This is a genomic window from Malaciobacter canalis (genome assembly GCF_008000835.1).
Lineage (GTDB): Bacteria > Campylobacterota > Campylobacteria > Campylobacterales > Arcobacteraceae > Malaciobacter > Malaciobacter canalis.
On record NZ_CP042812.1, the window covers coordinates 2,812,792 to 2,829,476 of the forward strand.

Sequence of the window (16,685 nt, forward strand, 5' to 3'; positions counted from 1 at the left end):
AATGGCACATCAATCTGATTTAATAGCATCAAATATACAAGAGTATTTAAAAGAGCATGAAAATAAAGAGTTACTAAAATTTATCACTTGTGGAAGTGTTGATGATGGAAAATCAACTCTTATTGGAAGACTTTTACATGATTCTAAAATGATTTTTGAAGACCAATTAGCAGCAATTAAAAATGATTCAAAAAAAACAAATTCAACAAATAATGAATTTGATTTAAGTTTACTTGTTGATGGACTTCAAAGTGAAAGAGAACAAGGTATTACTATTGATGTTGCATATAGATATTTTAGTACAGATAAAAGAAAATTTATTATTGCAGATACTCCAGGGCATGAGCAATATACTAGAAATATGGCAACAGGAGCTAGTACAGCCAATTTAGCAATTATTTTAATTGATGCTAGATATGGAGTTCAAACACAAACTAAAAGACACTCATTTATTACAAAACTACTTGGAATTAAACATATTGTAGTTGCAGTTAATAAAATGGATTTAGTTGATTTTAGTGAAGATAGGTTTGAACAAATTAAAGCTGATTATTTAAAATTTGCAAAAAGTTTAGGAATTGAAGATGTTATTTTAATACCTATTTCTGCACTAAATGGTGATAATGTAGTAAATAAAAGTGAGTTTTCTCCTTGGTATCAAGGTGATACTTTAATGCACACATTAGAACATATTGAAATAGCAAAAGATAGAGATTTACAACACTTTAGATTACCTGTTCAATATGTAAATAGACCAAATCTTGATTTTAGAGGTTTTTGTGGGACTATTGCTTCTGGTATTATTCAAGTAGGAGATGCAATTACAGTTTTACCATCAGGGAAAAGTTCTCATGTTAAACAAATAGTTACATATGAGGGTAATTTAGATTATGCTTATGCTGAACAATCAATCACTCTTACACTTGAAGATGAGATTGATATTAGTAGAGGTGATGTTATTGTTAAAAGTGCTGAGCAACCTGACCATGCAAGTAGTTTAGATGTAGATATTGTTTGGATGAGCGATGAACCTTTAATAAAAGGAAAAACTTATAATATTAAAAGAGCAACAACAACTACTACAGGAAGTATTGATAAATTTTATTATAAAACAGATGTTAACACTCTTCATAAAGATGAAAGTACAAATGTTTTAAATCTAAATGAAATTGCCCATGCAAAACTAGATTTAGACCAAGAGATTGCATTTGATGAATATGATCAAAATAAAACAATGGGAAGTTTTATTATAATTGATAGAATAACAAATAATACAGTTGGTGCTGGAATGATAAGAAACAAATCAAAAGAACAAGGTAAAAAAAGTTCTGAATATTCAGAATTTGAGATTGAATTTAATGCTTTAGTTAGAAAACATTTTCCCCATTGGGATGCAAAAATAATAAAATAAGCAGGTACTCTTATGGTGAAAAAAATAAGTTTTGATGAAATAGAAAGAATAAAAAAACAAAAAAGTGGATTAGATGTCCTTGCGGACATCTATTTATATGCAGTTCTTGGTGAACCCTTACAAGAAGATGATATACAAAGACTTAAATGGTATGGACTAACTTTACAAAATAGTGATATTTCAAATGCAAGTTTTACTTTAAAAATAAAAATAATAAATGCAAAATTAACACTTGAACAATTAAAAGTAATTACAACTATTTCTAAAGAGTTTACAAATAATAGTGCAAGATTTGTTGCAAGACAAAATTTAGAGTTTGATAATATTAAAATTTTTGATATCCCTGCTATTTTTAATCTTTTAAATAGTGTAGAATTAAACTCAATTTATGCAAGTGGTCATGTACCTACAAATATTATGTCTTGCCCTATAAATGGATATAATCAAAATCAAGCAACAGATGTTAGTGAACTTGTAAAAGAGTTAAATGAAGCTTTTGAAGCTAATAAAAACTTTGTAAATCTACCAAATGAACTAAAAATTTTAGTTGATGGTTGTGGCTGTGTTGATGAAGATTGTAAATATAATGATCTATTTTTTAAAGCAATTAAGAGTTCTAATGGTAAAATTCAATTTAAAGTTGATGTTGGTGTTAATGAAAAGATTTATAACATTGGATATATTGCACCATCTCAAGTTATTTCACTAGCTAAAGCTGTGGCTAAAATCTATAGAGATTACGGATTTAGAGAAAATGAAAAACAATCAAAACTTGCAAGTTTAGTAAAAGATTGGGGAATTGAAAGATTTATAAATGTCTTACAATCTGAGCTAACATTTAAAATAAAAGAGTCTTATGACTTTATAGATACAAAAAAAGATTTTGAAAACTATTTTGGTGTATATAATAGTATAAAAGATGGTTTTAGTTTTGTTGGCTTTGAATTAAAAGATAAAAATATAAATACTCAAGGTTTAGAAAGCTTGTGTACGTTATTAAATGAACATGAAGCAACAACGATTAAAATTACTCCAAAAGAGAATATCATTATTTTAGATGTACCTACTAAAAATGCAAAAGAGCTTGAAAAAAAGTTAAAACAAAACTTTTAGTTTTTTATTTAATAGCTTTAGAATAAAATTTTTATAAAAAGTTGTATAATGAAAAAAAATCTATTCAGAAAAATTATTGATTCAAAAGATTTGAAAAAACATATTATTGGTCAACACAAAAATTTATATTTTGACTATACAGCTTCTGGCTTGGCATTTGAACCAATAGAAGCTCGTATAAATCAAGTTCTTCAAACTTATGCTAATACACATTCAAAAGAGGCTTCTATGGCTGATACTACTAGCAATTATTTTGAAGAAGCAAGAGAAAATCTTAAAAAAATGTTTGAACTTGATGAAAACTTCACTATTTTGCCAGGTGGCTGTGGTGCAACTGCTGCAATAAAGCATTTTCAAGAATTAATGGGAGTTTATATTCCCCCAGCAACAAAACAAAGATTTAATATAAATGTAGATAAATCAAAACTTCCTTTAGTAATAATTGGACCATATGAGCATCACTCAAATGATGTTAGCTATAGAGAAGCTTTATGTGAATCTGTTAGAATAAAATTAGATAAAAATGGATTAGTTGATTTAGTACATTTAGAAGAAGTACTTAAAGAAAATGAAAATAGAGAAATAATTGGTAGCTTTTGTATTGCTTCAAATGTTACAGGAATAATTAGTGATTATAAAGCAATTTCTAAACTTTTAAGAAAATATAATGCTCTTGTTTGTTTTGATGCAGCAGCTAGTTCACCTTATATGAATGTTGAATGTAAATATTATGATGCTTTATTTGTATCTCCACACAAACTATTAGGTGGTCCTGGAAGCTGTGGTCTTTTAGTAATAAGAAAAAGCTTAATAAACAATGAAATAAGCCCTACTTTTGCAGGTGGTGGTACTGTTTTATATGTAAATAAAGATACACAAACATATGATGAAAAAGTAGAAAATAGAGAAAATGCAGGAACTCCTGGAATTTTACAATTTATTAGAGCCTCACTTGCTTATCAACTTAGAAATGAAGTAGGTTTTGAATATATTAAAAATAAAAAAAATGAACTTACAGACTATTTTATACAAGAATTAAAAAAGATTGAAAACATTGTAATTTATGGAAATCTAGAAGCTGAAAATATTGGTATTGTCTCTTTTAATATAAAAGATTTAAGTCCTTATGATTTATGTGCAAAACTATCAAATATTTTTGGTGTTCAAACAAGAGCTGGTTGTTCATGTGCTGGTCCATATGGACATGATTTATTAGGTATTGAAAAACTTGATTTAGAAAATAAACCAGGTTGGGTTAGAGTATCAGTTCACTACACAATGGAAAAAGAGGATATAGATAATCTACTTCAAGCTATCAAAGATAGTATCAAATGATACTATCTTTATTCACAATGTAACTCTTTAATTCTATCTAGAACTTCAAAAATTCTAGTTATATCATTTTCAACTTCTTGTGCTTGATTTAAAATCTCACTATTATCTTTTCCTTGTCCATAATAATCAACTGTTATTTGAACTTTTTCATGAATACCTTTATGTAATTTTAATAGTTCTTGCCACTCACTTGATTTAGCATAAGGTTCATTCTCATGCTCATCTATCCATTTTCCAAGTTTACAACTATGATGATTTGTTACTTTAAAATCTGCACCAATTTTGCATTTACAAAAATTTTCATTTTTAAATACGATATGATCTGATTTTAATCTATTTAGCGTAAAAATCATTGCTGGGTCACAAATTCTTCTCTTTGATTTTTCATTATATGTTGTACTGCTAATTGCATTATCCAAATTTTGTACTAAGTTTTGTGTATTTTGAGCCATTGAACTAATTTTTGTTGCAAGAGAAGCATTTTCTTGTGTTGCTTTATCTAGTGAGTTTACTGTGTCATTAATCTGTGTAATAGCTGTTTGTTGCTCTTTTGAAGCATTTGTAACTTCTGATATTAAATCCATTGTAGTTTTAATAGTTTCATCTAATTGGTTATAACCATTTAACATTTTATCTGTAACTTCTTTACTTTGTTGCGCTTTTGTAGTAGCACTTTCTACTAACTCTTTAATCTCTTTTGCAGCTTCTGCACTTCTATTTGCTAAGTTTCTTACTTCTTGTGCAACAACAGCAAAACCTTTACCAGCTTCTCCTGCAGTTGCAGCTTCTACTGCTGCATTTAATGAAAGAATATTTGTTTGAAATGCTATTTGATCAATAACTGAAATTGCTTCATGAATTGAGATAACCTCATTGCTTAACTCTTCCATTGTATCAACTGTTAAATGAGCAAGTTTTTTACCATCATCATTTGATTTTGTAACTTCATTTGCATGTTGACTCATTTTTTGGGCATTTTCACTACTTTTATAAATAGTTGATGTTATCTCTTCAACAGCAGCTGCTGTTTCTTCAAGTCCAGCTGCTTGTATATTTGAAGATTCACTTAATCTTCTTGATGCATCTGATAATTCATTTGAACTATTTGTAAGTTTATAATTTGAATCATCAATTAGTGCCATAACTTCTGAAATAGTTGATTGAGTTACTTTTAAACCATCTAAAAGTGAAGCAATTAATCCTGTAACTCCACTAATTGATGGAACTTCTGTATCATATTTTGCATGTGATAGCTCAACTAATGTATTAGAGATAATATTTAAATTACCCCCTGTTTTTTCAATCATATCATTTATAACATGAATTAATAAAGCAACCTCTTTAGAACTTGCCTCTTTTTTAATTTTATCATTAAATAAACCAGCATTAACTTTTTCCATTACAACTCTTGCTTCATGAATAACTTCTCTATCTTTTGAAATTCCCTCTTGTATAGAATCTAAATATAAGTTAAAACTATTTACAACATCACCTATTTCATCTTGATTTTTAACATCAATATGACTTGCATCTGAGTTATTACTTCTTATATTATCAATTGCTGCTTTTAAATTTTTAATAGGAGATATAATATTTGTTTTCATATTAAATAATGAAATTATAAAAGTAATAATCAAAGAAATAACTAATATAATCAATGCAACAAATATAAGGCTTGTCGCTTTATTTATAGCTAGATGAACAATACTATTAGGTTTAGCAGAGATTGCAATACCTACTTTATTATTTTCAAAATCTTTTATGTCTATATATGTATATGTATACTTTTCACTACTATATAATTTTTCTGATAAAAAATTATTCAAATCAATACTTTTTAAATCTTCTAAAAAATTATTATTTATAAATTTTTGTGAAATTAGATACTTGTTCCATAAAACATCTTTACTATTTATATTAGTAACAGCTAGAGATTTATCCATAAGTAAAACAAAGCCTTCTTTATTACTATCAAAGGCTTTTGCAACTGAATTTATTCCTTGCATAAACTCTAAAGAACCTATATGTTCATCATTATGTGAGAATATAGGAACAACTGATCTTATACTTAAACCAGCTTTCCCAACTTCAAAAGTATTAATGGCTTTTTTTGTACTATTTACTTTTACTACACTTTCTCTAAAAGAGCTTAAATCATCACCAAACTTATTTGGCTTCCAACTTCTTAAAAAAGAATGGTTATCTTTTGTATGAATATGTACTTTTATATTTTTAAAAGGAGTGTTACTTTTCATACTTTGTGATAACTTTTCTAAGGCTTTTATTGCTAAATCTCTATCATTTTTAACTAATGCTTCTTTTATCATACTATCATTTGCAATTGAAATTGCATTTGATATACCCACATCAAATTTTGCTTTAATTCTATCTATTGAACTTTTAGATAATTCATTTTTTATATTACTATAAACATCATTTATTAGCTGATTTTTATAGTAATTTAAAGTAAAATACCCAATTAATATTGCCAAAACTGTTACACTTAATGACACTAATGTAAATTTTTTTGAAATAGAAAAATTTTTCATATTACTTCCCTTAAATTATAATTCACTCTGAAATATTATATCTTCAATTCTCTTATAATAGTTTAATTCGATAAATTTTATGTAAACATTATTTTTTTTCTATATAATATTTTTTATGAGATTTATGATATTTGCAACAATCTTTACTATTGTGTTTATTTTAATGAGTTTATATATTTCAAAAAGATTCATTAAAAAATTACATTTTAAAAAAAGATATAAAAACTATTTAAATTACTTTTTAATTATGAATATCTTTGGAATAATAGGATATATGATTTTTAGACGATATCCTATTGTCCCAAATGAAATATACTTTCTTTTAAGTATTCCAATTGGCATACTATTTTTACTATTTTCAACAGCAATAATTTATGATATTTTTTCTTATTTAATTAATACAAGTATAAAAGATGAAAAAAGAAGAGATTTTTTTAAAAGAAGTTTAGATATTGGCTCTATTGCAATTGCAGGATCTATTAATGCAAAAGCTATGTATAATGCTAAACATATAGAAATAGAAAAAGTTGATGTCAAAATAAAGGATTTAAAAAAACCTTATAATATAGTACAAATAAGTGATGTTCATATTGGTGGTTTAGTTGATAAGAATTTTATATCTTCACTTGTAAAAACAATAAATACTTTAAATGCTGACATTATTGTAATTACAGGAGATTTAGTAGATACTAATCTAATTTATGCAAAAGAGGCACTAAATGAATTAAAGAAATTAAAATCAAAATATGGTAGTTATTTTGTAGTTGGTAACCATGAATATTTTCATAAAGTAGAAAATATTATAACTTATGTCAACTCTTTAGGAATTAAAGTACTTGAAAATGAAAATGTTTATATTGGAGAAAAAAATTTAGGTTTTAACCTTGCTGGAGTTTATGATATCTTTGGATATAGCTATGGCTCTTATAAACCTGATATAAAAAAAGCTTTAAAAAATAAACAAAATTCACCAACAGTTTTATTATCCCATCAGCCAAAATATCTTGAGGAATTAAAATCAACAAAAGAGATTGATTTAATTTTAAGTGGTCATACACATGGTGGACAAATAGTACCATTTAATCTTTTAGTAAAACTTCAACAACCTTATATAAGAGGTTTATACAAACACAATAATACAACTCAAATTTATGTAAATAAAGGCACAGGATTTTGGGGACCTCCTATGAGATTAGGTGCTAGTTCAGAAATTACTCTTTTAAAACTTACTTCTATTGATTAGTATCATTGTTTTTATTTTCTATTTTCTATAAAATTTAAAATATTAAAAACAAAGAGTTACAATGACAAAAGAAAAATTTAAAATAGAAATAGATACTTTAAAGAAGTTTTTTGAACTTTATTGTAAAAATAAACATCAAAATATAAACTCTTTTACAAAAAATTTAGTTTATAAAGATGGAAATTTTAAAATAGATTTGCATTTATGTACCAAATGTAAAGAAGATATTGAATACTGTTTTCAAAGATTGCTAGAATGCCCACATGAAATAAAGCCAAGATGCAGAAAATGTCCAAATCCTTGCTATGAAAAATCTCAATGGAAAAAGACTGCTAAAATAATGAAATATAGTGGAGTTAGATTAGGCTTTAACTCAATAAAATCAAAGTTAAAAAAAATGCTCAAGTAAAGAAAATCTTTACTTGAGCTACTCAAAAAATAGGTGCTATTACTTATATATTATTTAATTTCAATAGTTTTTTTATGTTTGTCTTCTGCTAATTTTGGAACTATTACTTCTAAAACTCCATCATTATAATTAGCATCAATATTCTCTTTATCTGCATTTTCTGGCAGAGTAAAGCTTCTTGTAAATTTACCAAAAGATGTCTCTACTTTATAGTAATCTTCTTCTTTAATTTCTTCTTTTGTTTTTCTCTCACCTGAAATAGTTACAACATCTTTATTTATATCTACTTTAATATTCTCTTTTTTAACTCCAGGTAAATCAACATCTATATGGTAAGCAAATTCACCTTCTCTTGTGTTTACCATAGGAACAAATCCACTTACACCTTCTTTTTGTGTTGGACTATAAAATCTTTTTTCAAATTCTGCAATATCTTTAAATGGGTCAAATCTTGTAAGTAACATTTTAAACTCCTTTTTAAAAATGATATTCTTGATATCTTTCCTATCAAGTTATTGGAATTATATCAAATTTTTTTAGCAGTTGTCAATAGTAAGTGCTAATATTTTATATTTTTTTAGCACTTTTTTTATATAAGTGCTAAAAGTAGATATAAAAAAAGGGAAAGAGCAAAACTCTTTCCCTAAATTTAATATTCTAATTATTTTTAATCAGCAAATTTAACTTTTTTTGCATTTCTTTTTCTAACTGTTGGATCTAAATCTCTTTTTCTTATTCTAATAGATTTTGGAGTAACCTCAACAAGCTCATCATCTTCAATCCACTCTAATGCATTTTCTAATGTTAAAACTCTTGGTGGAACAAGTTTAATAGCATCATCACTTCCACTTGCTCTTACATTTGTAAGTGCTTTTCCTTTGATTGGGTTAACATCTAAATCGTTTGATTTTGCATGCTCTCCTACTACTATTCCAATATATACTTTATCCTGAGGTTTAATAAACATAACCCCTCTATCTTGTAAGTTAAAAATAGAATAACCTAAAGCTTCTCCATTTTCCATTGAAACTAATGCACCATGTTTTCTAGATTCAACCATACCTGAATGTGGTCTAAAATCTAAAAATGAATGGTTCATAACACCCTCACCTTTAGTATCAGTTAAAAATTCAGTTCTAATTCCAATAAGTCCACGCGCTGGGATTTCAAACTCTAATCTTGTCGAACCTGTACCCATTGGTACCATATTTGTCATATTAGCTTTTCTTTTACCTAATTTTTCAATAATAGTCCCAGTATAATCATTTGGTGTATCAATTACTAAATGCTCAAATGGCTCTAATATTACACCATTTTCCTCTTTTGTAATAACTTCTGGTCTTCCAATAGAAAATTCAAAACCTTCTCTTCTCATATTTTCAGCCAAAATTGTTATTTGAAGTTCACCTCTACCATTAACTTTAAATTTACCCTCACCTGTTTGCTCATAATTCATAGCAATATTTGTATTCATTTCAGAATCAAGTCTTTCTTGGATTTTATTTGAAGTTACATATTTACCCTCAGTACCTGCTAATGGTGAGTCATTTACTGCAAATGTAACTGAAAGAGTTGGCTCTTCAATATGCATAGGATCTAATGGCATTGGATTAGCTGGATCACACAATGAATCTCCAACATCAATAGTTTCAAATCCAGCAACAGCAACAATATCACCTGCTCCTGCTTGTTTTACTTCAATTCTATCTAAACCTTTAAATCCAATAAGCTTAGTTACTCTACCTTTAACTTTTTCTCCATCAGCTTTGCATAAAAGAACAGTTTCACCTTGAGTGATAGTACCATTAAAAATTCTTGCAATACCAATTTTCCCAATAAAGTTATCATAATCAAGTGTAAATACTTGAAGTTGAAGTCCGTTTTCTTCACTTCCTTTTGGTTTTGGAACTTCATTTAAAATAGTTTCAAATAAAGGAGTTAAATCTTTCTTCTCATCTTCTAATTCATGCATAGCATAACCATCTCTAGCTGCTGCGTAAATTACTGGAAATTCAAGTTGTTCTTCAGTTGCATCCATTTGTGCAAACAGGTCAAATACTTCATCAACAACTCTATCAGGTTCACCAGCTGGTTTATCAATTTTGTTTACAACAACAATTGGTCTATGTCCTAATTCAAGAGTTTTTTTAACAACAAATTTCGTTTGAGGCATAACTCCCTCTTGTGCATCTACTAGAAGTAATACAGAGTCAACCATTTTTAAAACCCTCTCTACTTCTCCACCAAAGTCAGCATGTCCTGGAGTATCAATAATATTAATTCTTACACCCTCATAATCAATAGCAGTGTTCTTAGAAAGAATAGTAATTCCTCTTTCTTTTTCAATATCATTGTTATCCATTACTCTTTCATCTACTTCTTGGTGTGCAGAAAAAGTCCCAGATTGTTTTAATAGTTCATCTACTAGTGTAGTTTTACCATGGTCAACGTGTGCAATAACTGCAATGTTTCTAATATCTCTCATTTATTCTCTTTAAAGTTAATTTTCCGCGATTATACTAAAAACCAACTTAAATTAAGCTCTTTTTCATAAATTACTTTTGAATAAATTTCATATATTTTTAAATATAATAATTTTAATTTATATTTATTATTTTCAAAATATTATTTTTTCTTATTATTTGTAATTCTTAAGAAAAAAAATTACTTTTTTTTTAATTAATATTAAAGTTATTTGAGTTATTATTTCGTTCAGATTTGTGGTACAAATTGACATCTTGAACAAACTATCAAGTTCTGTCTTATCTTACATTTTAAAATAGTAAAAATACTTATTTCTTCTTTTCATTACTATTTTTAAAATTATTATTTTTTAACTCTTAGGAGTATATATGAACTTTTGGCAAAATTTCAAAAGAGATTTTTTAGTTAAGTTTTGGGCACCTATTCCTGCTGTTATTGCACTTGGTATTTTATCGGCTTATTACTTTGGTATCACTGGAACTTATTGGGCTGTAACTGGTGAATTTACTAGATGGGGTGGACATATTCTTGAAGCCTTTGGTGTGGATTTATCTACTTGGGGATATTACAAAATCATGAATATGGATGGTAATATTTTTACAAGAATTGATGGTGTTATGATTATTGGTATGTTTGCAGGTTGTATTGCTGCTGCATTTTGGGGAAACAATGTAAAACTTAGAATGCCTGTAAGTAGTACTAGAGTTTATCAAGCTTTAATAGGTGGTATTATTGCAGGTTTTGGAGCAAGACTTGGTATGGGTTGTAACCTTGCAAGTTTCTTTACTGGTATTCCACAATTTTCATTTCATGCTTGGATGTTTACTCTTGCTATGATTTTAGGGGTATATTTAGGTGCTAAGTTTTCACTACTTCCTTTTTTTCAATCAAAAATTAAACTAAAAAAAGTATCGTGCTCAAAAGAGTTACATACTGATAAAAAAAGAGTAAATAATCTTTTTAAATTAGGAAGCATAGTATTTATTGCAGTTCTTTTATGGGCAGTTTATCTAATTTTTGTTCAAGGTAGTACAAAACTTGGAATGGCAATGTTATTTGGTAGTGCTTTTGGTTTAGCAATTGCAAAAGCTCAAATATGCTTTACATCTGCATTTAGAGATATTTTTACAACAGGTAGAAGCCAAATGGCAAAAGCAATTGTTATTGGTATGGTAGTTGCAACAATTGGTGTATTTTCATATATTACAATGGGACAACCTGCAAAAATTATGTGGGCAGGACCAAATGCAATTATTGGTGGTGTTTTATTTGGATTTGGTATTGTTTTAGCTGGTGGTTGCGAGTGTGGTTGGATGTATAGAGCTGTTGAAGGACAAGTTCATTTTTGGGTAGTTGGAATTGGAAATGTTATAGGTTCAACATTACTAGCTTTTGTTTGGGATGATTTATCATTACAATTAGCTACAAGCTGGCCAAAAATTAATTTACTTGAATCATTTGGTAATTATGGTGGATTATTCTTAAATTATGGCCTATTAGTTCTTCTTTTTATACTTATTTTAGTATTAGAAAAAAGATACTTAAATAAATCAATTAATAGATAAGGAATTTAAAATGAAAAAAGATGAAATTGTTCCAGATTATAGACTTGATATGCAAGGGGAACCTTGCCCATATCCAGCAGTAAATGCACTTGAAACAATGAAAGATTTAAAAAAAGGTGAAATATTAGAGGTAATTAGTGATTGTCCACAAAGTATCAATAATATTCCAGCAGATGCAAAAAATCATGGATATGAAGTTTTAGAAGTAGATAGTAGTGGTCCAACTATTAAATACGTAATTAGAAAATAGTCTTTTTAGAGGTATAATACCTCTAAAGGATTAAAATGAACTATCAAACTATTCTTGAAGAGATTTATGAACAAATACAACCAGAACTTACAAAAGGAAAAGTTGCTAGTTATATTCCAGCACTTAAACAAGTAGATTCAGATGATTTTGCCATGAGTATTCATCTATTAGATGGAACTTCTTATAATATTGGCTCATATAATAAAAAATTTTCTATTCAAAGTATTTCAAAAGTTTTTACTTTTAGTATGGCTTTAGAACTTTATTCAACTAAACTTTATAAAAGAGTATGGCATGAACCATCAGGTAATCCTTTTAACTCACTTATTCAACTAGAATATGAAAAAGGTATTCCAAGAAATCCATTTATTAATGCAGGTGCAATAGTTACAACAGACACTTTACTTTCATACTATAAAACAAAAGAAAAAGCCTTTGAAGCAATTAATAACTTTATTAATAAACTTTGTAAAGAAGATATAACTTATAATAAAGAGATATTTGATTCTGAATTAAAACATGGTTTTAGAAATCAAGCTTTAGCAAGTTTAATGAAAAGTTTTAACAATATAAAAAATCCAATAGAAAATACTTTAGATACTTATTTTAAACAGTGTTCTTTGATGATGAACTGCGAACAATTAGCAAAATCAATGCTATATTTAGCAAATCATGGAGAAGATCCTGATACAAAAGAGATTTATATAAACTCTTCAAGAGCAAAAAGAGTTAACTCTTTAATGTTAACTTGTGGTCACTATGATGCCTCAGGAGATTTTGCTTTTCATGTGGGACTTCCTGGTAAAAGTGGTGTTGGAGGTGGAATAGTAGCCGTAGTTCCTAAAAAAATGTCAATTTGTGTTTACTCACCAAGATTAAATGCAAAAGGAAATTCACACGCTGGAACAAAAGCCTTAGAACTATTTACATCAAAAACTAAACTTTCTATATTTTAAACATATCCTTATCTAGTTAAGTACAATTTATGTATAATTTTTATAAAAATAGATAAGGATTAAAATGACTGCACTGCAATTAGCTGATTTTATAGGTATTATATCTTTTGCTCTTAGTGGTTTTTTAATTGCAGTTCATTATAAACTTGATATTTTAGGTGTTTTTATCTCTTCTTTTTTAACAGCTTTAGGAGGTGGAATGATAAGAGATGTTATCTCTAATGAAACTCCATTTATTTTTACTAATACCACTCCTATTATTTTAGTAGTAAGTACTATTTTTCTCTCATTTATATTTAAACTTCACAATATTAATAACTTAGAAGGGAAAACTGCATTTATAGTTTCAGATGCAATTGGATTAGCCTCTTTTGCAATTACTGGATCTTTAATAGCAATTGAAAATGATTTTAACTTTTTGGGTGTTTTAATACTTGCTTTTTTAACAGCAGTTGGAGGGGGAACAACAAGAGATATTTTAATAAATAAAGTTCCTTTTATACTTGTATCTGAATTTTACGCAACAGTTGCAATTATTGTTGGCTTGATAATATATACATTAAACATATTTAATATAATGAATCTTTTTACTCTTATTATAGTTTTTATTTTTGGCGTTAGTTTAAGATTATTAGCTTATTACAAAAAATGGAACTTACCAAAACTATAATCTATTTTTTAAATTGTTCTAGTTGACTCTCTCTATGCTCTATTACATCTTTTAAATTAGTAATAATTTTTGCTTGTTCACTTACTTGCTCATTTAATTTTATAAACTCATCTTTTCTTAAATTTACTTCATTTTCAAGAGCTTCATTTTTTTGTTTTAAATCATCATTTATTATTTTATATTTTTTCATTTTAGTTACTGCTTCTAAAACTTTTTGATAACTTTCTACTTTTATATTCTCCATTTGTGCATTTAAACTTTTTATTTCATCTTCATAATAAAGCAATTGTGAGTGTTGTTTTGCACTTTTTTGTTTTTCATTACTTAATACTTCATTTTTTAAAATCAAGCCATCTTCTAAGTTTTTAACTTTTTTTTCAAGCTCTCTTATCTCTGTTAGATATTGACTCTCTTTTTTTCTTGATTCTTTTATATTATTTAATATATTCTTTTTAAACTTTCTTTTTTCATTTTCATCATTTGTTATTAAAAATCTAATTCCTATATACTCAATAATCTCTTTTTTAGAGTTAAATCTTGGAATTATCGTAGAGTTTACATAATATGCTTGTCCATCTTTTGCTTTATTTTTAACTTTGCCTTGCCAGATTTTTCCACTTTGAATATCACTCCATAAGCCTTTAAAAATCTCACTTGGCATATCAGGATGTCTTATTATATTATGTGCTTGTCCAAGTAATTCCTCTTCTTTATATCCAGATGTTTCACAAAATCTATCATTTACAAAAGTAATAATTCCTTTTGGATTTGTTCTTGATATGATAGCAACTTTATCAATAACATCAATATACTGTTGCATTTCAACTTGTTGAAACTCTACAAGCTTTGAATTCTCTTTTTCTTTTGCTATTGATTGAACTTTTAATATCATATTTTCAACATCATAAGGTTTTAAAATATAAGCAGAAGTATTAAGTTTGATAGCTTCAAGTAAAAATTTTGATTCTGAATAAGCAGTTGCAAAAATCAATGGAATATCAATTTTTAGTTTTCTAATCTCTTTTAACATGCCAATTCCTGAAAGATTTGGCATATTTATATCACTAATAATTACATCTATTTCATCTTTATTTTTTAAATAAAGTTCTAATCCCTCTTTTCCATCACTTGCAATATAAACTTTTTTAAAAAAAGTTTTAAAGATTTTACCCAATTCTTCTTGCGTTGAAAGATGATCCTCAACATATAAAATACAAAGAGTTTTTAAAAAAGATATATCTATCATTGTAATTTCCTAATTTATGATATTTCATATAAGTTTATCTTAACTATCAAAAATTATATTACTCTTTTGTTTTATATTTTATTAAGTTTTAAATTAGTATTTTAGGGAATTGTGTCAATTTCTATAATATTATTTTTTGTAATCCTTCAATAATAGTTCTTTTTTCAAGATCTTTAATTCTGCTTTCTAGTGACTCAATAGTTTCATTTTCATTAAGCTTTAAGGAGTTTTGTAAAATAAACTCTCCTTCATCATAATCTTTACTTACATAGTGTAAAGTGACACCAGATTTTTTTTCATTTGCTTTTAAAACTGCTTCATGAACATTTCTACCATACATCCCTTTTCCTCCAAATTTTGGCAAAAGAGATGGGTGTGTATTTATGATTTTATTTTCAAACTCTTTTAATAGTTTTGATTCAATTTTTTTCATATATCCAGATAAAAAAACATAATCACATTTATATTTTTTAAGCAAATTTGTAATTTCTTCATCAGTATCATCATATTTTTTTGAATTTATTATATAATTTGGAATATTTTTACTACTTGCTTTTTTTAAAACATTTGCATCAGTATTATTTGAAATAATCACAACAACTTGTGCATTTAAAATCTTATCTTCACATGCTTTTTGAATATAATCAAAACCACTACCATTATGAGATGAAAGAATTCCTATTTTTTTCATAGCCTACCTTAAATAAATTTGAGATTATAATAAAAAAACATTAAGATGTAAACCATCAAAACTATTTTATTCTTTGAGAATGAGTAATTGCTATTGCAATTGCATCAGTAATATCTAATGGCTTTATCTCTTTTTTTATACCTAATAACCTTTTTACCATAAATGCAACTTGCTCTTTTGCAGCTTTACCATTTCCTGTTACTGCTTGTTTTACTTGCAATGGAGTATATTCTGCAAAATTTCCAAATTCTAAAAGAACTTTTAATGAAATTGCTCCTCTAAATTGTGCTAGTTTTATAACTGTTTTTGGATTAAAAGCATAAAACATATCTTCAATCGCAACTTCATTTATATCAAACTTTTTAAAAATCATATCAAGTCCTTCTGTCATCTCAACAATTTGTTCTTGTAAAATCTTTGTTTTTATTTTTATTAAGCCAGCTTCTAAAAGCTTAATATTTCTTCCATTTTTTTCAATTATTGCATATCCACAGTTTCTTGTACCTGGATCTATTCCTAATATTTTCACTACTTATTCACCTTTTATTCATCACATAAAAATTATCTATTCATCTTTTCACTTATGGTTAAATCACTTTATTCACATGTTTAAAGTGTGGTATAATCGTCAATCTTTTATAAATATTCACTTAAATTGTGATTCTTTTCACACAAAATTTAAAATTTATTCACTGTGTTGATAATTTTTTCATAAATATTTAGCTATAATATTTACCAATTATGAAAAAAGAGTATATATTAT

General features: G+C 26.9%; 15 protein-coding genes. 9 read left to right on the forward strand and 6 right to left on the reverse strand.

Annotated features, from left to right (window positions below; translation table 11 throughout):
* Window position 1 precedes the first annotated feature (1 nt).
* The 3 genes from cysN to ACAN_RS13870 are packed head-to-tail and all read left to right on the forward strand — an operon-like array spanning window position 2 to window position 3,859.
* Window positions 2-1,411 (forward strand): sulfate adenylyltransferase subunit CysN, encoded by a 1,410-nt coding sequence (cysN, locus tag ACAN_RS13860; RefSeq protein WP_099334883.1) that lies wholly within the window; start codon window positions 2-4, stop codon window positions 1,409-1,411.
* 12 nt (window positions 1,412-1,423) lie between these two features.
* Window positions 1,424-2,524, forward strand: a complete 1,101-nt coding sequence (locus ACAN_RS13865; protein WP_099334882.1) for a nitrite/sulfite reductase — start codon at window positions 1,424-1,426, stop codon at window positions 2,522-2,524.
* A 48-nt stretch (window positions 2,525-2,572) separates the two neighbouring features.
* Window positions 2,573-3,859: an aminotransferase class V-fold PLP-dependent enzyme gene (locus ACAN_RS13870; RefSeq protein WP_099334881.1), complete on the forward strand. Its 1,287-nt coding sequence runs from the start codon at window positions 2,573-2,575 to the stop codon at window positions 3,857-3,859.
* A gap of 8 nt (window positions 3,860-3,867) precedes the next feature.
* On the opposite strand, the gene ACAN_RS13875 is transcribed toward ACAN_RS13870, so the two are convergent.
* Entirely contained in the window at window positions 3,868-6,408 is a 2,541-nt protein-coding gene (locus tag ACAN_RS13875; protein WP_099334880.1) for a methyl-accepting chemotaxis protein, read from the reverse strand.
* Window positions 6,409-6,532: 124 nt separating this feature from the next.
* Here ACAN_RS13875 and ACAN_RS13880 point away from each other — a divergent pair, with 124 nt between their 5' ends.
* Both ACAN_RS13880 and ACAN_RS13885 read left to right on the forward strand, forming a co-directional pair.
* A complete protein-coding gene (locus ACAN_RS13880; protein ID WP_337678311.1) occupies window positions 6,533-7,651 on the forward strand; it encodes a metallophosphoesterase in 1,119 nt (372 codons plus the stop codon).
* Window positions 7,652-7,712: 61 nt separating this feature from the next.
* Window positions 7,713-8,060: a nitrous oxide-stimulated promoter family protein gene (locus ACAN_RS13885; RefSeq protein ID WP_099334878.1), complete on the forward strand. Its 348-nt coding sequence runs from the start codon at window positions 7,713-7,715 to the stop codon at window positions 8,058-8,060.
* Between the two features lie 50 nt (window positions 8,061-8,110).
* On the opposite strand, the gene ACAN_RS13890 is transcribed toward ACAN_RS13885, so the two are convergent.
* On the reverse strand, window positions 8,111-8,524 hold the full coding sequence (locus tag ACAN_RS13890; protein ID WP_079578203.1) for an Hsp20/alpha crystallin family protein: 414 nt from the start codon (window positions 8,522-8,524) through the stop codon (window positions 8,111-8,113).
* Between the two features lie 203 nt (window positions 8,525-8,727).
* Entirely contained in the window at window positions 8,728-10,545 is a 1,818-nt protein-coding gene (gene typA / locus ACAN_RS13895; protein WP_099334877.1) for a translational GTPase TypA, read from the reverse strand.
* A 367-nt stretch (window positions 10,546-10,912) separates the two neighbouring features.
* On the opposite strand from typA, the gene yedE reads away from it, so the two are divergent.
* From yedE to ACAN_RS13915, 4 genes are all read left to right on the forward strand, one after another.
* Window positions 10,913-12,109 carry a selenium metabolism membrane protein YedE/FdhT gene (gene yedE, locus ACAN_RS13900; RefSeq protein ID WP_099334876.1) on the forward strand — a complete coding sequence of 399 codons (1,197 nt, stop codon included), beginning with the start codon at window positions 10,913-10,915 and terminating at the stop codon, window positions 12,107-12,109.
* A gap of 10 nt (window positions 12,110-12,119) precedes the next feature.
* Complete coding sequence (gene yedF, locus ACAN_RS13905; protein WP_079578177.1) at window positions 12,120-12,359, forward strand: sulfurtransferase-like selenium metabolism protein YedF; 240 nt, start codon at window positions 12,120-12,122, stop codon at window positions 12,357-12,359.
* 35 nt (window positions 12,360-12,394) lie between these two features.
* Window positions 12,395-13,315 (forward strand): glutaminase, encoded by a 921-nt coding sequence (locus tag ACAN_RS13910; RefSeq protein ID WP_099334875.1) that lies wholly within the window; start codon window positions 12,395-12,397, stop codon window positions 13,313-13,315.
* A gap of 64 nt (window positions 13,316-13,379) precedes the next feature.
* Window positions 13,380-13,985, forward strand: a complete 606-nt coding sequence (locus tag ACAN_RS13915) for a trimeric intracellular cation channel family protein (protein WP_099334874.1) — start codon at window positions 13,380-13,382, stop codon at window positions 13,983-13,985.
* Between the two features lies 1 nt (window position 13,986).
* Here the strand turns inward: ACAN_RS13915 and ACAN_RS13920 are convergent, their stop codons facing one another.
* The 3 genes from ACAN_RS13920 to ruvC all read right to left on the reverse strand — a co-directional run bounded on the left by ACAN_RS13920 (window position 13,987) and on the right by ruvC (window position 16,451).
* Window positions 13,987-15,231 (reverse strand): response regulator, encoded by a 1,245-nt coding sequence (locus ACAN_RS13920; RefSeq protein ID WP_099334873.1) that lies wholly within the window; start codon window positions 15,229-15,231, stop codon window positions 13,987-13,989.
* A 121-nt stretch (window positions 15,232-15,352) separates the two neighbouring features.
* Window positions 15,353-15,922: a phosphoribosylglycinamide formyltransferase gene (purN, locus tag ACAN_RS13925; protein WP_099334872.1), complete on the reverse strand. Its 570-nt coding sequence runs from the start codon at window positions 15,920-15,922 to the stop codon at window positions 15,353-15,355.
* 61 nt (window positions 15,923-15,983) lie between these two features.
* Window positions 15,984-16,451 (reverse strand): crossover junction endodeoxyribonuclease RuvC, encoded by a 468-nt coding sequence (ruvC, locus tag ACAN_RS13930; RefSeq protein WP_079578165.1) that lies wholly within the window; start codon window positions 16,449-16,451, stop codon window positions 15,984-15,986.
* Window positions 16,452-16,685: the final 234 nt, after the last annotated feature.